This window comes from Paenibacillus sp. 37 (genome assembly GCF_008386395.1).
GTDB lineage: Bacteria > Bacillota > Bacilli > Paenibacillales > Paenibacillaceae > Paenibacillus > Paenibacillus amylolyticus_B.
The window spans coordinates 3,626,142-3,649,114 of sequence record NZ_CP043761.1 but is presented as its reverse complement, the minus strand read 5'-3'; the positions used below and the strand labels follow the sequence as shown (position 1 = coordinate 3,649,114).

20 protein-coding genes are annotated in these 22,973 nt (G+C 43.8%); 4 read left to right on the top strand and 16 right to left on the bottom strand.

Going from position 1 to position 22,973, the window contains the following annotated elements; genetic code table 11:
- Window positions 1-77 precede the first annotated feature (77 nt).
- The 7 genes from F0220_RS15680 to F0220_RS15650 all read right to left on the bottom strand — a co-directional run bounded on the left by F0220_RS15680 (window position 78) and on the right by F0220_RS15650 (window position 6,676).
- Window positions 78-1,307, bottom strand: a complete 1,230-nt coding sequence (locus tag F0220_RS15680; protein WP_149846679.1) for a multidrug effflux MFS transporter — start codon at window positions 1,305-1,307, stop codon at window positions 78-80.
- A 137-nt stretch (window positions 1,308-1,444) separates the two neighbouring features.
- Window positions 1,445-2,668 carry a macrolide family glycosyltransferase gene (locus F0220_RS15675; RefSeq protein ID WP_105598817.1) on the bottom strand — a complete coding sequence of 408 codons (1,224 nt, stop codon included), beginning with the start codon at window positions 2,666-2,668 and terminating at the stop codon, window positions 1,445-1,447.
- 70 nt (window positions 2,669-2,738) lie between these two features.
- Entirely contained in the window at window positions 2,739-4,103 is a 1,365-nt protein-coding gene (locus tag F0220_RS15670) for an MFS transporter (RefSeq protein ID WP_105598816.1), read from the bottom strand.
- A 196-nt stretch (window positions 4,104-4,299) separates the two neighbouring features.
- Entirely contained in the window at window positions 4,300-4,587 is a 288-nt protein-coding gene (locus tag F0220_RS15665) for a HesB/YadR/YfhF family protein (RefSeq protein WP_091018911.1), read from the bottom strand.
- Between the two features lie 21 nt (window positions 4,588-4,608).
- On the bottom strand, window positions 4,609-4,968 hold the full coding sequence (locus F0220_RS15660; RefSeq protein WP_181155426.1) for a HesB/IscA family protein: 360 nt from the start codon (window positions 4,966-4,968) through the stop codon (window positions 4,609-4,611).
- Window positions 4,958-5,293, bottom strand: coding sequence for a winged helix-turn-helix transcriptional regulator (locus F0220_RS15655; RefSeq protein ID WP_181155424.1), 336 nt, complete (start codon window positions 5,291-5,293; stop codon window positions 4,958-4,960). The genes F0220_RS15660 and F0220_RS15655 overlap by 11 nt, the downstream gene beginning before the upstream one ends.
- A 24-nt stretch (window positions 5,294-5,317) precedes the next feature.
- Window positions 5,318-6,676 (bottom strand): MFS transporter, encoded by a 1,359-nt coding sequence (locus F0220_RS15650; RefSeq protein ID WP_105598814.1) that lies wholly within the window; start codon window positions 6,674-6,676, stop codon window positions 5,318-5,320.
- A gap of 168 nt (window positions 6,677-6,844) precedes the next feature.
- On the opposite strand from F0220_RS15650, the gene F0220_RS15645 reads away from it, so the two are divergent.
- Both F0220_RS15645 and F0220_RS15640 read left to right on the top strand, forming a co-directional pair.
- Window positions 6,845-7,504: a helix-turn-helix transcriptional regulator gene (locus F0220_RS15645; RefSeq protein ID WP_105598813.1), complete on the top strand. Its 660-nt coding sequence runs from the start codon at window positions 6,845-6,847 to the stop codon at window positions 7,502-7,504.
- A gap of 200 nt (window positions 7,505-7,704) precedes the next feature.
- Complete coding sequence (locus F0220_RS15640; protein WP_105598812.1) at window positions 7,705-8,106, top strand: VOC family protein; 402 nt, start codon at window positions 7,705-7,707, stop codon at window positions 8,104-8,106.
- A 29-nt stretch (window positions 8,107-8,135) separates the two neighbouring features.
- On the opposite strand, the gene F0220_RS15635 is transcribed toward F0220_RS15640, so the two are convergent.
- Window positions 8,136-9,314 carry an MFS transporter gene (locus tag F0220_RS15635; RefSeq protein ID WP_105598811.1) on the bottom strand — a complete coding sequence of 393 codons (1,179 nt, stop codon included), beginning with the start codon at window positions 9,312-9,314 and terminating at the stop codon, window positions 8,136-8,138.
- A complete protein-coding gene (locus tag F0220_RS15630) occupies window positions 9,304-10,152 on the bottom strand; it encodes an SDR family NAD(P)-dependent oxidoreductase (protein ID WP_105599145.1) in 849 nt (282 codons plus the stop codon). The genes F0220_RS15635 and F0220_RS15630 overlap by 11 nt, the downstream gene beginning before the upstream one ends.
- A 148-nt stretch (window positions 10,153-10,300) precedes the next feature.
- On the opposite strand from F0220_RS15630, the gene F0220_RS15625 reads away from it, so the two are divergent.
- A complete protein-coding gene (locus F0220_RS15625) occupies window positions 10,301-11,188 on the top strand; it encodes a LysR family transcriptional regulator (protein ID WP_091018923.1) in 888 nt (295 codons plus the stop codon).
- A 46-nt stretch (window positions 11,189-11,234) separates the two neighbouring features.
- On the opposite strand, the gene F0220_RS15620 is transcribed toward F0220_RS15625, so the two are convergent.
- Window positions 11,235-11,918: a TetR/AcrR family transcriptional regulator C-terminal domain-containing protein gene (locus F0220_RS15620; RefSeq protein WP_105598810.1), complete on the bottom strand. Its 684-nt coding sequence runs from the start codon at window positions 11,916-11,918 to the stop codon at window positions 11,235-11,237.
- Window positions 11,919-12,054: 136 nt separating this feature from the next.
- Here F0220_RS15620 and F0220_RS15615 point away from each other — a divergent pair, with 136 nt between their 5' ends.
- Window positions 12,055-13,407, top strand: a complete 1,353-nt coding sequence (locus F0220_RS15615) for an MATE family efflux transporter (RefSeq protein WP_105598809.1) — start codon at window positions 12,055-12,057, stop codon at window positions 13,405-13,407.
- Window positions 13,408-13,499: 92 nt separating this feature from the next.
- Here F0220_RS15615 and F0220_RS15610 read toward each other — a convergent pair whose 3' ends face one another.
- The 6 genes from F0220_RS15610 to F0220_RS15590 form a co-directional block, all read right to left on the bottom strand.
- The gene (locus F0220_RS15610) at window positions 13,500-14,477 is read right to left on the bottom strand and encodes an alpha/beta hydrolase (protein ID WP_149846678.1); all 978 of its coding nucleotides are present in this window, start codon (window positions 14,475-14,477) and stop codon (window positions 13,500-13,502) included.
- 164 nt (window positions 14,478-14,641) lie between these two features.
- Complete coding sequence (locus tag F0220_RS15605) at window positions 14,642-15,940, bottom strand: NCS2 family permease (protein ID WP_124114804.1); 1,299 nt, start codon at window positions 15,938-15,940, stop codon at window positions 14,642-14,644.
- A gap of 363 nt (window positions 15,941-16,303) precedes the next feature.
- A complete protein-coding gene (locus F0220_RS32910) occupies window positions 16,304-16,432 on the bottom strand; it encodes a DUF6254 family protein (protein ID WP_219845137.1) in 129 nt (42 codons plus the stop codon).
- A gap of 135 nt (window positions 16,433-16,567) precedes the next feature.
- Complete coding sequence (locus tag F0220_RS15600) at window positions 16,568-21,025, bottom strand: carbohydrate binding domain-containing protein (protein WP_149846677.1); 4,458 nt, start codon at window positions 21,023-21,025, stop codon at window positions 16,568-16,570.
- Window positions 21,026-21,068: 43 nt separating this feature from the next.
- Window positions 21,069-21,947, bottom strand: a complete 879-nt coding sequence (locus tag F0220_RS15595) for a carbohydrate ABC transporter permease (protein WP_017688354.1) — start codon at window positions 21,945-21,947, stop codon at window positions 21,069-21,071.
- 15 nt (window positions 21,948-21,962) lie between these two features.
- The gene (locus tag F0220_RS15590; protein ID WP_091018939.1) at window positions 21,963-22,913 is read right to left on the bottom strand and encodes an ABC transporter permease; all 951 of its coding nucleotides are present in this window, start codon (window positions 22,911-22,913) and stop codon (window positions 21,963-21,965) included.
- Window positions 22,914-22,973: the final 60 nt, after the last annotated feature.

Here is a 22,973-nt window from a genome sequence, read left to right as displayed (position 1 = left end):
CGCTATTACAGCGACTTGTAATGGATTCATATTCATTCATGTCTCACGCCAATGCTTGGCGAGCTGTTCCTTCTATACTAAAAGTCAGCATTAGACTGGACATGATTAGGTGTATGCTGCGGGACGTTTTTAACGAGTAGGAAATAAGTAACAATCGCAATGATACTGGTCATTAATAAAGTGAGTCCTAACGGGACGGCAGTGTCCTCACCCGCGATACCGACCAGAGGAGCAACCAGTGCACCCAGAAGAAAAGGCACAACGCCGAGTAGTGCTGCTGCACTTCCGGCCATCTTGGCTTGACTCTCCATGGCAAGCGGGAATGCCGCTGTAGACGTAATGCCGATCGAGCATACGAAGAAGAACAATGGAATCACCAACGCGAAAAGTGGACCATGAGCCAGGGTTACGACCAACGCAGCCACACTTGCTATTATAGCAAGCCATAGTCCCGATAATAGCAGCGTCTGCTCAGGGATACGTTTGGCCAATCGACCCACGATTTGAGATCCGATGATCAAGCTGATGCCGTTCGAAGCAAATAGTATAGCAAATACTGTGGGTGTAACTCCATATATATTTTGGTAAATAAATGGTGTTCCCGCCACATAAGCAAAGACCCCTGCCGTCATGATTCCCTGTGCCAGCATGTAACCAACAAACTTGCGGTCACGCAGAAGCATTCTGTAATTACCCAATTGTTGTTTGAAGTCAGGAACCATACGTCTTTCGACAGGGTGTGTTTCTTTTAAGCTCCACTTTGTCATGATTAATAAGAAAATTCCCAAGAATGAAAGGCAGATAAATACGCCAATCCATGTTGTGAAGGAAAGAACCCCACTTCCCGCAATCGGTGCTGCCAGAGGCCCCAAATTCCCTACAAGCAACAGCAAAGAGAAAAATTTAGTGAGTTCATGTCCACTATACAGATCTCTAGCTATCGCACGGGAAATGACAATTCCAGCTGATGCGGCAAGTCCTTGCGTGAAACGAAACAAAATCAATAGTCCGATATTCGGAGCAAAAGCACATGCCAAGGAACAAATAATATAAGCTGCCATGCAGATCAATAATGGTCTACGTCTACCGTACGCGTCACTCAAAGGACCCATAACGAGTTGTCCTACACCCAGTCCTAATAAACAAGCAGTAAGGCTAAATTGTACAAGTGATGCCGTTGTATTCATATTTTGTGCAATCTCCGGAAAAGCCGGTAAATACATATCAATCGTAAATGGACCTAATGTAGAAAATAAACCTAGTAGTACTGCCAGTCCAAAAACATTCCAATTCGTGCTCTTTGCCATAATAAATAAAATCTCCAATTCCTCATATAATTTGCAAGCCTAATCGAGTATAAGTCATAGAGTTAACTGTAGGTCAAGTCTTTAGGTTATTAAAACCAAAAAAAGCCGCTTATTAAGCGACTTTGAATGGAAAACCATTAAATTGTGTAACTTCCCCGGCCTGAACCCATATGACTCATGATCATTTCGGCAGCTCGCTTGTAACCGCCAGCCTGCCTTAAAGATTCACCAATGAGGTAAGCCTGCCGTCTATAAAGTGAATTGTGTAGCACTTCTGTTAATGCCTCTCTCAAATTAGTTGCACTGAGGTTATGTTTATTTAAAGTAATACCCGCGCCCAACTCCTGTACCCGATTGGCGACAAGAGGCTGATCCGATGTTAATGGAATCATCACCATCGGAACGTTGTAATATAACGCCTCACTTGTGCTGTTCATTCCAGCATGTGTAATAAAAACATCGGTATGCTGCAACATGTCCAACTGGGCAATGTATGGCTTGACGATAAAATTAGGAGGAACTTGATCCGCCAGCGGCGTCATGTCCGTGTACTTTCCTGAAGATAAAACAACATTCACGGGTAGATCCCCTAACGCTTCAAAGCAAAGCTGATAGAAATCCAAATTTTTATTTAAAATCGTACCCATAGCAATGTACACGGTTTGTAGGTACCGTTCACGAAGCAACTCAAACGAGAAGGATGGAGCATCTTGACGTGTTATGATCGAAGGACCCGTGAAAATAAAACGATCATCCAGCTTTTCTGCCTGCGGCTGAAAATAACGGCTGGTGTACACGAGCTTTAACTGACCTGCATGTGCCGGAATCTCTTCCATGGCTGGAATACTCACTTGAAGCTCTTCAGCTAACTCCGTTGTGATCTTCATCGTAGCCTCATAAAGCTCCTTCGTCTCCGTCTCATTAAGAACTGAGCTAGACCCCAGAGGCTCCACAAAGGCAAAGGACGCAATCGAGCACACCGCAGGAATTCCCAGTTTTTCTGCAAGAATAGTCCCTCCCCATCCCATCAGGGAATCAAAGATCATATAATCGAACTTTTGACCCTCGATCACCTGTAGCACATTGGGGATGATCCTCCGGATAATACCGCTTACCATCATATAAATGAACTGATAAGAATGCTTGTATTCTTGGGGTTTCAACACCGGATCATGAGAGAAGGCATCTTTTGGAAACGGATAGGTAATGATCTGGGCACCGGTTTGTTCAATTCGGGAACGGTACTCCTCCGTACACACATAGATGACTTCCTCACCATTGTCTATCAACTGAGTAACTAATCCTAACGACGGATTCACATGTCCTTCAGCTGGAGTAATGACTACTAATACACGTGCCATCTTATCCACCTCCCAATGCAATTAGTCCCCCCGTTCTTCATGATGTATTTAACGACGCGGTCGTCATCCGTTACATGGAGATGTTATCCTTCACTTGGTTGATTGGATGATGTTCTTGATGAACGAGTTTGGTGATTCGTAGTGATGCTAAGAAACTTAACAAGACCCATAGTAATTGTAGAGTTAACACGATCAAAACACCTGTCGATATGCCCCACTGTAACGTTTCGGACAAGGCAATCAGAGCTCCACCAACTCCAATGCTTACTCCCATATAGAAGGAATCCACAAATTGCAGATTGGCGGACATTTCTCCCTCTTTCCTGGGCAAGGCATGTTGTAAAGCAATGGCTGCCGTTGTAGGGTTGGCCAATCCAACACCGAACCCTGTAATCATTTGTGAGAGAAGGATGAGTATAATCCCGCCGTCCGTCAAAATAAGAGCCAGGATCACAAGTGCAGTTCCAACAATCATAATCCCAATGCCCGTCATGACCCTGCCCTTTCGGGCACGACCTTGATCTCGTGCATCAAGCTTGGCTTGCAACCACGCTGCGGCGGACCAGCTCAGAGAACCTGCTGCTACAATGAGGCCAGCAAGGTCGGCTGATAACCCCTTCACTTCGGTTAGTGCCAAGATCACAAAACTTTCCGTTGTAAAATAACAAGCAACATATAGCCCTCTCGAAACCAGAGTAGCAGGCAATCCTTTTTTTACCGAAAAAGTGCCCACAGGCAGCAATTTACGCATTGGTGTGATCATGATGACTAATCCAGCCAAAGTGAGTACTATACCTTTCCAATCGGTTATCATACCAAGTCCTGTGAGTAACAGTCCCGTTCCAACGGCAAGCAGAATCGCATACATAATCTTTGAGTCGGTTGCTCGGGGCGGACCTGACAGATCTTGCTGAAGCTGCAAATTACGGAAAGAACGGAATGTGAGACTGAGCGCTATTCCAATCAAGGGTAAAACGATCCAGAAAACATATCGCCACGAGATGTGAGAAGCTATAAGGCCTGCTGCATAAGGTCCGATTAAGGTAGGCAGGACAAATGCCATGGAGAATGCGGCCAGGATTTGAGTACGAAGTGTATCTGGATAATGTAACGTCACACAGGTATAAACGCATGTGATCAGGGCTCCCGCTCCAAAACCTTGAAGGGCTCTTCCGGCAATAAGCATGTGCATATCGAAAGAAATAGCGGAGACCACAGTTCCTAACACAAAAACACTAAAAGATATCAGCATGGATGTAAAAACACCGCGCTTGTCAATCTGCTGACCCATAACCAAAGTTCCAATAAGCTGAGATAACAAAAATGCGCTGAAGATCCAACCATATAAATGAATGCCCTCTAAACTTTGTGCCATCTTCGCAGCAATCGTTGTGATAGCCAGTCCTTCAAAAGCTACGGTTGCCAGAACCAGCATAATCCCAATTGTAGGCGCCCTGTACTGAGCATCAAAAATCCCAATCTGATTGTTATTTGTCTTCTACACCTCCATAATTCGATGGGTATTATGGTAAAATAAACCTTTTTACTTCCTGAATATACATGAAGTGTTATACTTTGTAAAGTTAAATGTTTAAAAAGTAAGATTATGGTCTAGAATAGGGTTCCCATGTTCAATAGGAGATTTTGCTTGAAAATATGCCATTTTCATTACAGTCAATTTGGAGAAGTTCATCCTCCAGGATCCAGGCATCTGTTTTTTCAACAAAGAAATGAAATCCTCCGATGGATTGAACCAATGCGGGATCGACCGGTGTAGCACTCGCATTTATGCCAATGGTAAAAGCATCGGAGCCTCCTCCAACATATTTTGCATAAATCCTTACATATTGGTCTTCTTCCAATTCCCATTCATTCTTAAATGAATCGATTGCTTGTTCAGATATTACAAATGAGATCATTTCTTTGCACTCCTTCTTTCATTAATCACATTTTTTCACTTCGCCACGATAATTGGCCATTCTGAAACTGGCCCCGCATCCACACGAAACTTTGGCATTTGGATTATTCATGGTGAATCCGCCTAACATTCCGCTCTCTTCATAGTCAATCTCAAGACCATCAATATATGGAATACTTTTCGCGTGCACCAATATCTTAAATTGTTTTTTATTTAACACAATGTCTTCTTCTGCCTGCTGTTCATCCACGATAAGGGTATAAGATAAACCACTGCATCCCCCTTCATCAACGCCTACTCTAAGGAAGGCATTTTGTATATCCGCACTTGATAAGATCTCAACGATTTTGTCCGATGCTGAATCACTGACCTCAATAATCATCTTTATTCCTCCCGGTGGTATCATTTTGAAATTTGGTATCCCAGTCTATTAGACAGGGTATGAATGTCGCAAGAGCAGCTCCTTTTGGCGTAAGTTCATAAATAATTTGTGTAGGACGTGTCCGTATTGTTCTTTTGACCAAATGATCATGTTGAAGACCCTTTAAACGTCTGGAGAGGATCATTTCGGAAATGGAAGGAATGCTATCAAATATTTCACCAAATCTCTTCGGGCCTTGAGACAGAGCACATAAAATATGGATCGTCCATTTCGTTCCGATGATGCGATAAGCTGTAAATATTTTATTCGGATCTTCAGTGAACAATGGTTCGCACACCCACTTTCTTATTCATCCGCGTAGTGAGATCCGAGTGCTGGCAATGATACTCGTGACGATCAACAAGAGATGGAAACCCATGGCTACAATTAAGCCGGATTGAAGTGACATACCGCCAGCCTGACACACGACAAGAATGGAACCACCAATGCCGATCACTACACCAGGTGTAAAAGAATCTGCAAATTGCAGATTTGCTGAGGTTTGGCCCACACCTTCCTCCCCCGTTTGGGAAAATGCGACAACACCGCTAATCGGGTGCGCCAATCCAATACCAACGCCTGCAATGATCTGACCAAGAACTGCGATGGTAACGGTCACAACAGGTACCCAAAATACGATGGCAATCCCTATCGTAAGCAGCACTACCCCAAGAATGATTCTCATATGACGTCCACTGCCCTGATCTGCCGCATCCCATCGTCCTTGCAGATACGCAATGATACACCAACTTAATGCAGCACTCGCGACAATTAATCCGGCCTGTGAAGGTGTAATTCCTTTCACGTCGATTAGAGCTAATACCAGGAAATTCTGTGTGCTGGTATAGGCAGCGAAGAACAACCCACGTGTTGCCAGAATTGCTGGCATACCTCTTCGCAACGTAAGAGTTCCCTTCGGTAGCAATTTACGGAGCGGAAATAACATCAATACCAGGCCAATCACGACTAAAACAAATCCCATAAAGCTCGGAAGCATACTTAGACCAACCAGGAAAATCCCTGTACCTAACGTTAAGAGTAACGCCATCCAAGTGGATGAAGATCCGCTATCCCCTCCCGTCTTCTGCACTTTCAATTTCCTAAAGGCAGGTAAACTAAGCAATGCTGAAACCACCAGCACAGGTAAGATCCCCCAGAAAACAAAGCGCCAGGACCACTGATCTGCGATAACTCCTGCTACATATGGACCGAGCATGGACGGAAGAACATAGGCAGTACCAAATGCTCCAAGAATTTTGGCACGCAACTCATCCGGGTAACTTAAGGATATAGCTGTATACACACAAGTCATCATAGCTCCGGCACCCAAACCCTGCAGGGCCCGTGATCCTATCATGGTATACATGTCGCCTGCGGTTGCGGCAGCGATCAGCCCTACGATAAACAACAGAAGTGCAAAAGTGAACGGTGCTGCAGGTCCTCTTTTATCAATGATCCGACCGACGACCAGCGTCCCGATAATCTGCGCAAGCAGATATGTACTGAATATCCACCCGAACAGGCTAAGACCGTTCAAGTCTCCAGCAATTGAAGGGGCAATGGTGGTTACGGATAGACCTTCGAATCCAACGGCCATCACTGACAAAATAATTCCTATGGATAATGCAAAATAACGCGGGCTGAAAATACTTTGATGATTAGACGACATGAAATGTGACCTCCAAGAAAATTGGTATGTATACATCGTATCCGGATACTTAGTAAACATTTTTGTTTATAATGTCTAAGCTACAGTTCGGCTTTGACTTTGTCAACATTTTTGTTTAAAATGTAGTTAGTCATGTAGATTCAGTAGAGCGTCACAAGGAGGTGCACCATGAGCGGAGATCAAACTAAAAAGGATGTCTCGACCAGTACCCGGAGAGCAATTATTAATCTGTTAAAAGAGCGCGGGGGAATGGATGTTGTCACTCTCTCCTCTCAGTTTTCGTTATCCGGAATGGCTATTCGTCAACATCTGAATGCGCTAAAAGGAGAAGGATTGGTTACCACTGTGGAAGAGGCCCGTCCCATGGGTCGTCCCACCAAGTTATGGATATTAACTCCCGCGGCTAATCGTTTTTTCCCAAGTGGATATTCGGATTTATCCGTCAGCCTCATCAATTCGATGAAAGAAGCTTTTGGTACTGAAGGGCTGGACAAGCTGCTGGATGTTCGAAATAAAAATATGCAAGAACAATATCTTCAGCATCTTGGCGATTCATCAGGAGTTAAGGAGAGATTGGAGAAATTGGCCGAAATTCGTACCAATGAAGGTTATATGGCCGAGGTTAAGGAGCAGGATGATGGCAGTCTTCTATTTATTGAGAAGCATTGTCCGATCTGTGAAGCCGCCGCGGTATGTACCGGGTTATGCAAGAATGAGCTACATTTATTCAAAACAGTTCTAGGCGATAATGTTCATATTGAACGGGGAGAATACATTTTAGCCGGAGGAAGAAACTGCGTATATACCGTTAGGCATAATAAGCCATGACCAAAAGAGCAACCTCATCGGAGATTGCTCTTTTGGTTTGGATTTCGAACTGATTAGAACGATTCGGATTTCTCTAAATCATCCTTCATTATACCGGTTATTTCTAACTCTTTCATAATCGTATGTATCCGATTATGTAATTTTGAATTGAGGTAGAGTATAGTAAGAGTGTCGAAAACATACTCTAGGAGGCTACTGCCATGTCACAAAAAATCTGGATGAACCTGCCGGTGAAAGATGTTGTGAAATCCACTACCTTTTTTAATGAGATTGGATTCCATGGGGAGAATGTTGGCAACGAGAGAGCCCAGCTTGTCATAGGCTCAACAACAATCCTCCTGTTTCCGGATGCAACGTTCGAGAAATTTACAGGTGCCAAAATCGCAGATACTTCCCATAGCGCAGAAGTGATATTTTCCATTGGTGCTGACAGCAGAGAAGAAGTTGATGCTTTTATTAAAAAAGTCGAGTTAGCTGGAGGAACCATCTTTGGCAAGCCGGGTGAAACAGACGGCTGGATGTACGGCGCGGGATTTGCCGACCTGGACGGTCACCGCTGGAACCTGTTGTATATGGATGAGAGCAAAATGCCGAAACGGTAACATATAACGTCTATCACTACGTCCGCTTCTTATCCTTCAACTTTGGAACCCTCGAATCGGCCAGTCATGGAGATTCTGAAGTAATTCGTTACGATACTAAAGATAAGGAATACGATTCCTCCAACTACAATATATTGTGTACTTATTCCAGTTACGATTAGTCCACATACACTAGCACCAAGTGTTGTTCCCAGGTTGGAAGAGGTTAGAAAGATCCCATTAGACAATTCGGGTGCCTCCGGTGCTGCCGATACCACCCAATATTGAGTGATATTGCCCCCTATGCCTCCTATGATCCCCCAAATGAAAATAAGGAAGGCTGTTGGCACACTGAATTGTCCGAAGGTGAACAACAAGATGTATATCGTTATTAATGCAATGGGATACATCTTGATCGTTCTTAAAGGGAAATTAGCGAGCAGTTTCCCTGCTATCATGTTCCCAACCATATTGGCCAAGCCATATAGAAATAACAACACACTGACGGTGTTCCAGTCATATCTTGTCACGGTTTTCAGAAACTCAGCAAGGTAACTATAGACCCCAAATACAGCTCCGTTCATGAAAATCACGCCAGCAATGGATAGCCACATCACGGATCTTCTCAATACATACAGTTGAGTACCCATGGAGATTCTTTTCGTAACTGGCATTGAGGGCACAAAAAGAAGTGTTGCTACAAATGCGACGATCGTTACGGCGGCAAAGAACAACATCGCATAGAACAACGATGTGCTGGTGGCAATCAAGCTCGAAAGGGGTACTCCAAGTACCATGCCTGCCGACACGCCTACAAATACTTTAGCCACTGCCTTCGGCGCTTCTTCCTTGGGGACTGACGCCGCTGCGACCGTAAATGCCAATGAGCAATAGACAGGATGGAAAAAAGCCGGAACGACACGTGCAATGACCAATACCGTAAAGTTCGATGTGATGGCGGAGACCAGGCTGCCCACAATAAAAATCCCAAGTACAAACAACATAACATACTTGCGGTTCATTCCCGAAAATAATAAGGGTAAAGTGGGACCAGATACAGCAACCGCAAGCGCAAAAAGACTCACAATTAAACCAGCGGTTGAGATACTGACCTCGTAATGTTCTGCAATCAAAGGCAAGATTCCGATTACGCCCATCTCCGTATTTAAAATACTGAATACACCAAAGGTCAGAATGAATACAAGCAGGTGATTTCGTTTAGTTGTCATATGCCATGGATTTAGAGAGATCCCGGTAAGCATTGATCTCTGTCTGAAGGTTGGCAATTTTCTGCTCTGCAATGTCTATCGCGTCGGCTCCTGCAATGAAGCGTTGCGGCGGTTGGGCCTCGTTTGCAATTTGAAGAAGAGCATTGGCAAGTTTTTTTGGGTCTCCAGGTTGTTGCCCGTTCTGATTATTAAAAAATTCCAGATGACCAGCTCTCCGATCATCATAGTCCTCAATCGAAGGCTTAGCGAAAGTTGAGGATGCATCGGTAAGAAATTCCGTCCGGAAAAATCCGGGATTGACTATAGTCGTATGAATACCGAAAGGAGCTACCTCAGGAGCCAATGCCTCCATCCATCCCTCAAGCGCAAATTTTGCAGCACTATATGCCGAATTAAATTCAAATCCTGAAATGCCAGCGCCCGAGGAGATCGAGATAACATGTCCTGAACGTTGGGTGCGCATCACAGGTAATATGGCCCGGGTAACGTGCATGGAACCAACCAACGCCACCTGTAGCTGATGTTCAATCTGGTCAGGGGTCAGTTCCTCAAAATACCCTCCACAGAAATGTGCCGCATTATTTACGAGTACATCGATCGCCCCGAACCGTTCAATTGCCGCCTTAACTGCGGCATGTGCATCAGCAGGCTCGCAAACATCTAATGGGACAACCATTACATTCTCGGAATCACCGATCGCACGAACCACTGCATCGGGATTTCGGCCGGTAGCAACAACCTTGTGTCCAGCATTTAAAGCAGCCTTAGCAATAGTTGTGCCCATACCTCGACCAGCGCCAGTGATAAACCATACTTTTGTCTTATCCATATCATTCATTCCTTTCAATTTCTTCTCCAGTTGCCTTGCTTTTTAGTTTAGCGTTTATACACCACATAGCAAATACTCATATCTTATAACAAGTTATGCTTGAAAGGCATTTCTGTAAGGTTTATTGTAGAATATAAAGGATAAAGGAGGAGTTAAAATGGAGATTAGAGTATTGCGTTATTTTCTTACGGTCGCCAGAGAAGGAAGTATTACACGCGCTGCTGATTTCTTACATGTTACGCAGCCCACCTTGTCCAGACAATTGAAAGACCTTGAACAAGAGTTGGGAAAGAAATTATTTATTCGCAGTAGTTACAGTATTATTCTCACAGATGAAGGTATGCTTTTAAAAAATAGGGCTGAAGAAATTGTGGGTATGGTCGATAAATTAGAGGCAGAATTTGAATCCATGGAAGAAACCATAAGTGGAGATATTTATATTGGCGGTGGAGAAACGGAAGCCATGAAACAGATTGCAAGAGTGGCAAAAGACGTACAGAATAAATATCCCAATATACGCTATCACCTATACAGCGGCAATGAAGATGATGTAACTGAGCGGCTCGACAAGGGGCTCCTTGACTTCGGTATTCTAATCCAGCCAGCGGATGTTTCCAAATATAACTATATCAATTTCTCCGACAAAGATGTTTGGGGAGTGGTTATGAGAAAAGAAAGTCCACTCGCCTCCAAAGATACGATTCGATCCACAGACTTATTTCATGTTCCATTGATCTGTTCACGACAGTCAATGAAGCAGACATTTTCAAAAAATGAGTTTGCGGATTGGTTTGGCGAAGATTTTGACAAATTAAACGTGGTTACTACATACAATCTTGCATATAATGCTGCCATTATGGTTGAAGAAGGTATTGGTTATGCATTAACACTTGATAAAATAGTGAATACGTCTAGTGAAAGCGACCTTTGTTTCAGACCTCTAGAGCCAAGACTTGAATCTGGCTTAAATATCGTTTGGAAAAAACATCAGGTCTTTTCGACTGCTGCGGATTTGTTTTTAAAAGAAATTCAGGCTAAATTTTAGACTGATAAAGGGATTAACGTGAGTACAAGAAGAAACCCACCGGAGTTTAATTCTCGGTGGGTTTCTTTACCACTTGTTCGATCCCGAGCAAAATAAGCTTCAAGCCAAACTCAAAAGCTCCGTCGGTTCCCATCACCTCAAACAGACCATTCTTATACATCCTACTGAAGAGTCCAGCTTCCTTTTCACTCATAGAGTCCAGAAGATGGATCATCTCTTCACCCTCAAGTGCTTCCTTGTCCTTAAGGACAGCAGATATATTGCGCTGATGCTGATAATCGTCCAGTACGAAATAGAATACATAGTTGACTAGTGTAAGAACTGCCTGTAATTTCTGCTCTTGCTCTAGTGGTGTTGATTCCATGCAGAGCAACATGCGGTTGGTGAAGCGGATCATGTCCGGTTCATGAGGCAGCGTCATCATCATGAGCTGTGTGGAGCACGGGTATCGGCTGAGCACACTCCGTACCGTCACGGCAAGCCCCTCCATCTGCTCCTTCCAGTCTCCTTCAGTGTGAAACTCGTCCAGAATAATTTTTGATATCTGGTTGGCTAGACGCTGATAGAGCGTCTGCTTGCTCTTGAAGTACCAGTATAGAGATGGAGCCTGAATCCCCAGCTTGTCTGCCAATCGTCTCATGCTGAATTTCTCGATGCCCTCTTCTCCGAGAAGCTCCCACGAAATTTCCAAAATCTTATCTTCCGAAATCTGAGGCTGTTGTTTTTTCATCGGTATCCGCCCTTTTATCTAACAGTGTAAGTTTATGCTTTACAGGTTCATAAGTTCATGATAACATCTAACACTGTAAGGTTCAATCTAACGGTGTTAGATTAGATCAATATTAACGAAGAAAGTAGTGACCCACATGGATACAGAAAACCTCCATTACTTTGAAAAAGCACCAATCGCCAAAGCCGTAGCTCACTTTGCTGTCCCAATGATGCTAGGCACGTCAATGAGTGTTATTTACTCCATCTTGAATGCCTATTTCCTTGGCACACTGGGTAATACGGCAATGTTAACTGCACTTGCACTAACTTTACCTTTATTCGCGGTCATCATGGCCCTTGGTAATTTAATTGGTATAGGCAGCGGTACATTCATCTCTCGTTTGCTGGGAGAGAAAAAAGTCGATGATCTGAAGCATGTATCTTCATTCGCCTTTTACAGTAGTTTAGTTCTCGGAATTATTGTGATGGCCGTTGGCCTCCCGCTGATCGAACCAATCGTTCATGGGCTGGGGGCAACCCCAGAGTCCTTCGGATTTACGAAAGAGTATGTCACGATTATGCTTATGGGTTCACCCTTCGTCATCTTATTCTTCACGCTGGAGAATATCGTGCGCTCAGAAGGTTCAGCAATCACCTCAATGACCGGTATGATTCTCAGTGTTGTTATAAATATTGTTCTTGATGCATTATTCATTTTTGTCTTCCATTGGGGCGTGATTGGAGTTGCATCTGCTACCGTCATCTCCAACTTGGTTGCGAGTGCATTTTACGCTTACCATATGAGTTATAAAAGTCAATTCTTAACCGTCTCCCTGAAATGGTTCAAGGTGACCAAGGACATCCTGAGCAATGTGTTCAAAATCGGTGTTCCCGTCTTTGTTATGAGTGTCTTCTTGGGTGCAATGTCGCTCATTCTTAATCTTTTTCTTGTTGAATATGGAGATCAGGCCGTTGCGGGGTATGGAATCTCATCACGATTATTGCAATTTCCTGAGTTTATTCTGATGGGCTTGTGCGAGGGAGTTGTGCCGTTGATTGCCTTCTCATTCACAGCGAACAAATTACGCATGAAACAAACGATTGGATTCACGATCAAATCTATTTTGGCGTTAGCCGTCCTGTTTGGGGTTGTCGTCTATCTGATCTCTGACAACTTGATTGGTTTATTTACGACTGACCCGCAATTAATTGAAATGGGCAGCTACATTCTGCATGTAACCTTCTTATCCTTGTTTATTACAGGAATGACTTCTTTGTTTATGGGAATCTTCCAAGCAACAGCCCAAGGAACCGCCGCGTTTGTTATGTCCATCATTCAAGGGATTACGTTAATTCCTGTATTGTATATCGCTAATCAAATGAACGGCTTTCATGGGGTAGTCTGGTCGCTCGTTATTGCGGATGCCGTGGCGTTCCTAGTTGGAGCCATCATGATATATGTTTTGCGGACCAAATTGCAGCCAGATCTGGAACATTTGGCACAGTAGTTAACCAAAAAAACGAAAGAAGGCAGGGTAAGGGTATCCCCCTCAATCCTGCCTTCAATTATTACAATACCGCAGTTTACTAATCAATTATGCTATTGGATTTGTTTCATGTAAGATTTGAATTCCTCGGCAATTTCTTTGTATTTCGTATGATGCAGGTAATGTGAACCTTCCATCGGGATCATTTTGCCCTGTGCAGATTGTTTCACTTGCTCCTCATGCAGCGGAATCCACTGTGGATTATGCTCGTTATTGGATTGAACGAATAGAAGCATTGGCAAATCACGAGGGTAAGTGAGGTTTGCTCCATTTTTGAAATTGGAACCCAAGTGTTTAAGCTCATCGACCAATGTAGGATTTGTTGAAACTTGATTCGAGATCAACCTCATCTGTTCTTTGGTATGTTCGTCATATGCAAGTGATGCATCTGAATCACCGCTCACTTTTGAGATTACTCTCATCAGACCTGATTGTTTAAGAAATTTCATTAAGTTCAAAGGTAATTTTACATCCATGCCAGGTTGATTGGGGACACTGCTATCGATCCCGACAAAAGCAGAGACTTCATCCGGATACGTGTTCACATAAGTCGCCGCGTACAGTCCCGTGATGGAATGCCCCATCAGAATATAACGATTTATACCGAGCTGCTGTACAGCTTCATGAATTTCACTAACAATATTCTCGGTGGTTCTCTCCGTTTCGGTTTGGTCACTTAACCCATAACCGAAAGGCTCAATCGCCACAACTTTGTAATCAGAAGTTAATTCATCGATTAACAATTTGAAATCAAGTACTGGTGATGGTGTTCCTTGTCCGGGAAGTAGCACGATGGTTTGTTCGCCGCTACCTTGAATGGATACATTCATATTCTTCCCATCAACATTGACATATTGGCCGTACGATTCGATTTTCTTTTTCTCGGCCCCATTACTTATCGTATGAACGACAAACGTGATGCCCATGAACAGCACCAGCGCGCCGACAATACCACCTATTATTTTCAACCATAAGTACCGTTTTTTACGGCCCTTAGTCCCCGTTGTTGTTACATCCACTGCTTCTGCCATATCCATCTTCTCCTGTCCTTTATATCTGTAGAGCCGCTCTTGCGACATAGGTATAGTGTAACCATGGAAGATGTCCCCTTCGTGACGGGAATATGAACGGAGTATGAACTACAAAAAAAAGAGAGCTGCTTGTTGAGAGCAGTTCTCCATAGGATAAGACAGTTTTAGTGGTCCAGGAACACAAGCTGAATGAAGAACAATACCGCAAAAATGTAGAAGATTGGATGAACATCTTTACCTTTTCCGCGAAGCAGCTTAAGTACCGGATAAAAGATGAAGCCTACGCCGATGCCTGTCGCAATACTATGCGTCAATGGAGTAAGGATGATAATCAGGAAGGCAGGAAATGCTTCTTCGAGATCATCCCATTTGATTTTGCTGATAACGTTAATCATAAAGTATCCAACAATGATCAGTGCCGGAGATGTGATCGCCGGGATGCTTGATATTACACTTACGATCGGTGTGAAGAACAAAGTCAGCGCAAGCAGCACACTTACCGTTACCGCTGTCAGTCCCGTTCTTCCTCCTGCGGCTACCCCTGTGCTGGACTCGATATAAGCTGATGTTGGGCTTGTTCCGAGCAAAGCGCCACTGGTTGTTCCTACGGCATCTGCCAATAATGCGCCACGCGAGCGTGGGAATTTACCATCCTTAAGCAATCCTGCTTGTTCAGCAACGCCGAGCATCGTGCCTGTCGTATCAAACAGCGTGATCAGCAGGAACGTAAATATGATTGTATACAAACCATTCGAGAATACCCCTGCCAGATCCAGTTGCAAAGCCGTTGAAGCGAGCCCATGCGGCATGGATACAATCGATTCCGGCATTTGGAATAGTCCCATGATCCAGGCAAGTATCGCTGTTACCACCATTCCGATGAACAGGTAACCTTTTACATTGTAAGCCATCAGCACAACGGTAATAATCAATCCGATAATGGTCAGATAAGCCATTGGTTCAGCCAAATTTCCGATCGTAATCAAATTCGATTCTGAATCGGCAATAATCCCGGCATTTTGCAAACCTACCGTTGTAATAAACAATCCGATCCCTGCGGTTATGGCATGTTTTAAGCTAGCAGGAATTGCATCAAGCAACATGTAACGGAATGAAGTCAGTGATAAAATGATAAACAAAATCCCTGCTATAAATACGGCTCCCAGTGCAACCTGCCAAGATACGCCATATCCGGCAACTACGCTATAGGCAAAGAATGCATTCAGGCCCATACCCGGCGCGATGACGATTGGATAATTGGACCATATTCCCATAATCAGAGTTCCCACAATACTTGCCAGTACCGTTGCTATGAACACCCCGTTAAAGTCCATGCCTGTGCTGCTGAGTATTCCTGGGTTTACGATAACTATGTATACCATTGTGAAGAATGTTGTAACCCCTGCGATAATTTCTGTGGGGATGCTCGTGCCTCGTTCTTTAAGTTTGAACCATTTATCCATGGTAAAGCCAGCCTCCAACTTTCAAATTATACTCCAAAGCTAAAAACAAAAAATCCTAATCTTCATATAGGATTGTAATATTCTCGCTCCTATATTCGTTGTTAGGATTTAAAGATTCAACAGCTAAGCTCTAAACTAAACATAAAGATACTCATATCTGTTTTCAACCTGAAGTCCATTTCGTATTCTAATTAAAATGACATGCAATGTCAATGAATTAACGATTTGTTCACAGTTATTCACGAACTATACAGACATCATATCTTGTGTTCATTCGTTTTTAGAATAGAGTATGTACGTATGGCTCAATGTCTACAATATATGAAGAAAGACTGCCAGCAATGTTCACTGACAGTCTTTCGTTTAATTCGTAGTAGGTTTCTCTTCATACTCGCTGGATAATTCTTTTAGCGATTTGATTTTGCCATGGGGATGCTGTTCTTGCTTTCGTGACTTCCAGGCAGCTTCTTTTCTTTTCTTCTGGTCAGCCATACAAGATATCCTCCTCTGGAAACTGAGATGTATACTACTTCTTTATGATGTCATTCCTGGACAACTTTATTCTGCATGTATAGGTAATAAGAGAATTAGGCAAGCATATAAGACAATATATAGAGAATTCAGAAGCTAATTGGCAGGACCCAGATTAATCAAGCTGGCATCGGACAAAGAGACAGTTGTGTTACCATCTTCTGCGCCATCGATGTTACCCAGATCAAATGAGATGCGAGTATTCGCATAGCTGGCTTCGGTTGCATCAAATGTAAACGTGAATTCCTGTTCTTCTGGAGTCAAATCAACTCGTGCCCCAAAGAAACCATGCCATTCATAGTTGGCAGCGGCATCGACCCATCCAACCCCCAAACCCAATTTCCTGGACTTCTCCGCTTTGGCTTTAAACGTTAATTTATATTTAAAACCTTGCTGTATGCCAAATCCTTCATTGATGACTTGACGATCCCATGGGTTCTGTCCAGCATTACCAATCTTGGCATGAAGCTGTTGATTGCTAACTTCCATCTCCAGATCAGCCGCATTACCATCCGCGTAGGTAAACCAGCTGTCTTTACCTTTGGAGAAGTCTCCATTGGAAATAAGATTAACATGAGCCGGTTGCCCTCCTTGATCTGCATTCGGATTAACTTCATATAACTGAATGTTATGAATGTTAATCGAGTGTTCACCTGTAGATAACGGGTAACCTAGTCCGAATGCAAGTACGGCTGCCGAATCTGAGGCATCCCCCATGGTGATGGTATAACTATACGACTGTGTTTCCGTGCTTAATTGCACTTCTTCTTCCAAATACTTCACAAAATCCCCTACATTCTGAGAAAGAACCGCTTGCATGGATTTAGGACTTGAAGCAGATGCCTCGAAGGTAAGTCGATATGATTTATTTGCATCCAGTTCGATCTGACCTTGTTGCAGCAATGCATCCCACCAATGTTCATTTGTACCAGACAAGTTAATCGTTAATCCTTCGCCCTCTTCATGTGAAGCTGTCAGATCATTAGGAATTAGCTCCCAATGATTCAGATCCGCTGCAAGCTGGCTGTTTTGAACTTTGTTTAGTGAAATATCCACCCAACGTGTATTATAATTTGCTCCTTCAAAATTCACATAATAGGGTTTGCCTGCTGTCAAGTTGACCCCTGGGAAATACACGGTTTTGTATGTTTGCCATCCCCCCGAGTCTCCGAGATTCAGTTCGGATTGAGCAACGATTGTACCCTGTTCATCCTGAATGCTGAACCGTACCTCAGAATCACTTTTCCCACTGGCCATTCGGGCAGACAGAACATATTCTCCCTCTTGGGCCACATCGATTTTATATTGCAGCAGATCTCCCTGATCCATGTAACTGACATGTTTACCACCTTCTGCGGAGTCCTCCAGTTGCAGGCCCTGCATCGCCCAGGCTTCGGTTGCAGGGATATGTGCGTAGCCATTCACGGAGAGAGGTTTGCCACGTTTGGTCAGACGAACATTGTCCACATATACCTTACCTTTAGAACTGCCAAATAACAGTCTTAGCTCGGATTGTGCGATTGATGCTCCATCTCCAATGTTGATTTCTCCAGTGAATGTTTTCATGTCTTGGTTTAAGGAGAGGTTTTGTCCTTGATGAACCTGTACCGTATGACCATTACTGCTGACAACATCAATGTCGAGGCTTCGCGGTGTGTCTGCCTTGGCATCTAAGGAGAAACCATACGTTGTATTCGCTTCCAACTTCAAATCCGGTTGGTTCACCGAAACTTGCTGTGGATCACCATTCGTTTGAGTAACATCAACAACTAGCTGACGCTCCATAATCGGGAATTTCGAAAAGTTATTTACACTTATATTGGCTGCAGCACTGTCCTGAATGCTGTTTGACCAGAATCCCAGACGCTCCTTGCCCTGATCGAATGTGCCATTGTAAATAAAGTTGCCATCAGGTAGTGCGTTTCGTTCGACAGTTAACGGATCAGCCTCACCCACCTCGATCAGTCTGACATTGGCAAACCAAACGGTTGTATCATCCAGCCCCAGATTAAATTCGAATCTGGCATTGTTATCCGTGCCATCCCGCATATTGAAGGTATAGTCATAGGATTGCCAATCTGTCGTGAGTGCAAAGGTGTTATCACCCGAATAATTGGTCCAACTTTTTTCAAATTGGTTCAGTTTGGACATGATTGTACGGTTAGCAGATGCTTTCGCATCAAATTGTATCTTGTACTTTTTGTTTTTCTTGATGTACATCGGCATCTGAGTCAGTTGAACCGAGTAGTTTTCAGTTCCTGATGCATCAATGGTAACTTCTGCTGCTTTACCTTTCTGCTCATCCGTTACAACTTTGACACTGCCAGCTCCATCAGCATTTGTGATGAATTTCCACTGAAGAGGCACTCCATTGTCTGCAGACCCTTCCGAAAAACGATCATTGTAGATTTGATTGCCATCGGCTTGTGGTTCACGTTGTTGTGCAGGCTCGATGGGATTTGTTGTTACATCAGGCCATGTGTCTAGATTTTTGTAAGAATATACTCGCACAAAATCAACATTCATCTTTTCGGAAGTGAAGTTGCTTTCAGGTGAGCCCGGCCAGTCTCCTCCAACTGCCAGATTCAGAATCAGATAGAATGGACGATCAAATGGTGCAGGGAACGTATAGTACTCGGGTTGGCCCGCAGCCTTCGTTTGCCAGTTGGTCACTTCATGATGCAGCTTTCCATCCACATAGAAACGAATCATACCCGGCAACCATTCCACCTGGAAATCGTGATAATCGTCAGCGAAAGTTTCTCCCTTCGGAAGAGTAAGGCTTCCCTGATCGTGTCCATGGGAGCCGTCAGGCTTCACACTGTCATAATGCAATGTGCTATATACCTTGTTATTACTCTCTTTGCCACCAATTAGCTCCATAATATCGATTTCTCCAGAGGCAGGCCATCCACCATAATGTGCTTCATCCGTTGGCATCATCCATATGGCAGGCCACATGCCCTTTTCAATAGGAAGCTTTGCACGTACAACTACTTTACCGTAGGTCCAGTCTCCTTTTCCCATAGAGATCAGTTTGCCAGAGCTGTAATCCTTACCATTTTTCGGACCCTTTTTTGCTTCAATTTGCAACACGCTTCGATTCTGATCTTTCGTAATGCGAGTGTTATCCGGGCTGTAATATTGCATTTCATTGTTATAAACGAGTCCTGTATCCTGCACGGTCCATTTGGAAGAATCAATCGCGGGCCCGTTGAACTCATCATTCCAGACCAGCTCCCATTGATCATGCGGAATCGTTGTTGCAGGAACCGGTTTTTCGCCCGCCGGATTGCTTGGTGTTGATGGTGTAGACGGTGATTGTCCGTCTGGAGAAGATGGTGTGGGTGTGCTTGTCACATTTGTTGAACCACCAGGCTGCGATGAAACAGGTTGTTGAGCTTCACCCACCATGGATGTGCGCAATCCTTGTTTTACTTTTTCTCCGTTGATCACAACTTCATCGGCATCTACACTCAACTTTTGGATCGTACCTTTGGTATCCATTCGAGTCTGACTCGCTTCTGCATGGATAATCATGGAATCAATCAGGCTGTTTGAAGAGATCTCCAGAATGGATCTCTGCATTACATGCATCTCCTGAATGTTGCTTTCTTCCGTAATGGCAACTCTGACGGGCTCCCCACGTTTGTCAACGACTACTCGATGCAGCTTGGAGTTACTAATGTTGATGGAATGACTTCCTCCGCCTTTAATGATGACACTTCCTGTGACAGTTACGCCCTGAAGAACAACAGATTCCTCGTCAATGCCTTCTGCCAGCAGCAGATTTCCATTAACAATCATATTTTTTAACGTGACATCCGTTGAATTAATAATCAAGTTGCCATCCACCCGGGACTCATAAATACCAGGAGCACTTTTCACATCTGCAATCATCTCCGACAACATTGCTGCCGTCTCTGCTCGGGTAATCGGGGATTTGGGATTTAATTTACCTTGGAAACCTTTAAGAATATTTTCGTCCACCATATTGGTAAGCGCTTTCTTTGCATAACTGGAAATATCATCTTCATCCTGAAATTTCAATTGTTCACTATCTTCATTTGTAGCCGCTGAAAGTTGAAAAGCTCGATCTACCATAACCGCTGCATCTTGGCGTGTAATCGGTTGTTGTGGTGACAGATGATCACGATCTGTTCCTTCGATGATGCCAGAACCGTTCGCTCGTACCATCACGTCATAGTACCAATCGTCTGAATTCACATCCACATATGAACCAGTCACCGCATTACCAGTGAAACCAAAGGCTCGATCCAGAATCATCACGAATTCAGCTCGGCTAATGACATGACTGGGCTTGAATGTACCGTCAGTATAACCTTTCAATAGATTCAAATCTTGCAACCGTGTAACGGCAGATTGTGACCAATGCCCGGTCAGGTCTGTATAGGGAACAGAGAAGTGCAGGCTTTTCGCCTGCACATTTCCCACCTCCGCTTGACCCTGTACACTTTCTGCTCCAACAGTTGCTGGATAAACGAGAGAAGCCATTAAACTCCATGCCACCATACATGCCAGTCCTTTTCTCATCCTTCTTCCTCCCTCAGCTCAGTTATCCTTGCATTTGCATAGCCTATTCCTTGACTGCTCCAATAACGATCCCCTTAACGAAGAAACGTTGTAAAAACGGGTATACCATCAGGATCGGAAGCGCGCCGATAAAGATCTGTGCTGCGCGTACGGTTCGCTGCGAGATATTCTCCAACATGGAAGGATCAACGTTGATTTTGCTGAGATCTTGCTGAACGATAATGGTCTGGAGCAGAGAAGCAAGTGGATAATTTTTAATATCAGACATATAAATCATGCCGTCGAACCAGGAGTTCCACTGGTAAACCATCGTAAATAAGGACAAGGTTGCGATAGCTGGAAGCGACAGTGGTACGTAGACCAGAATCAACGTTTTGATATGACCTGCTCCATCCAAATAAGCTGCTTCTTCAAGTTCTTTGGGCAGTCCGCGGAAGAAGTTCATCATAAGAATAACGTTCCACACGGACAGTGCTCCAGGCAGAATAAGTGCCCAGATTGTATTCATCAAGCCAAGCTTCTGGATCAAAATGTAACTTGGAATCAAACCGCCGCTGAACAAAATGGTAAATACGAAAAACCACGTATATAAGGAGCGACCTTTAAAACTGATATCTTCCTTCGACAACGGAAATGCGGTTAAGAGCATGATGACCATACCAATGATCGTCGCAATTACAGTCCGTTTAAGTGATACGATCAAGGAGTTGATGAAGTTTGAATTCCCGAATGTTTTCACATATGCGTCGGTTGTGAACCCGATGGGCCAGAAGGTAACCAGGTTTGATGATGCTGGCGCCATACTGCTGAATGAAACAGCCAATATATGAATAATTGGTAAAATGCAGAGTATCGATAATATCCCAAGAAAAGTATAGTTAGCGATGCTGAATATGCGGTATCCTTTTGTTTTATAATACAAGCCCTTTTCTCCTCTCTAGAAAACTCGATAATTAGCTAGTTTGTAAGCCATTCTGTAAGATATAACAATCAAAATGGTAGCAACCACAGATTTGAACAACCCTACTGCTGTGGCAAAACTCATCTTCCCATTCAGAATCCCAAGTCGATATACAAAGGTGTCAATGATGTCGCCTTTGTCATACACAAGCGGATTGTACAAGTTGAACACCTGATCAAAACCGGCGTTCAGTATGTTGCCGATAGAGAGCGTCATCAGTACAATTGTGATCGGCATCAATGCCGGAATCGTAATGTGCAGCGTCTGTTTAAAACGGTTGGCCCCATCCACCTCGGCAGCCTCGTAGAGTGCAGGATTAATTCCTGAGAGAGAAGCCAGAAATACAATCGTACCAAAACCAAATTCTTTCCACACATCACTGAGGATCAGCGTTATTCGGAACCATGTACCGTCCCCCAGGAAGAAGATCGGTTCTCCTCCAAAGGCTACGACAAGCTGGTTGACCATGCCGCCCTGAGGAGACAGGATATCGAGCAGAATACCACCGAGAATAACCCATGATAGGAAATGCGGTAGATACACAAGCGTTTGACTTACTCTCTTGAATGCCGTCAAGCGCACTTCATTGAGCAAAATGGCAAACAGGAATGGAGCAAACAGTCCTGCGATAATTTTGAAAAATGCAATGACCAGTGTATTCCAGATCACCTGACCTACGTCCGGATATAAGAATAAATATCTAAAATTGTCCCAACCAACCCATTTGGATTCAGAAAATCCCAAGTATGGCTTAAAATCCTGAAAAGCAATTACAATGCCGCCCATCGGTATGTACTGAAACACCAGTGCCAGCAATACGGCTGGAACGAGCATCATATGCAAGGTCCAATTCCGTTGCATATTCCAGCGCTGTTTGACCCTGGTGGAGCGCCGTTTATGCGGCGTTTCTAACGTATGTTCCTTCACTCCTGCATCCCCCATGTTCTAAAATTTATATTTTACAAGTCATCGTGAACTTGTATATTA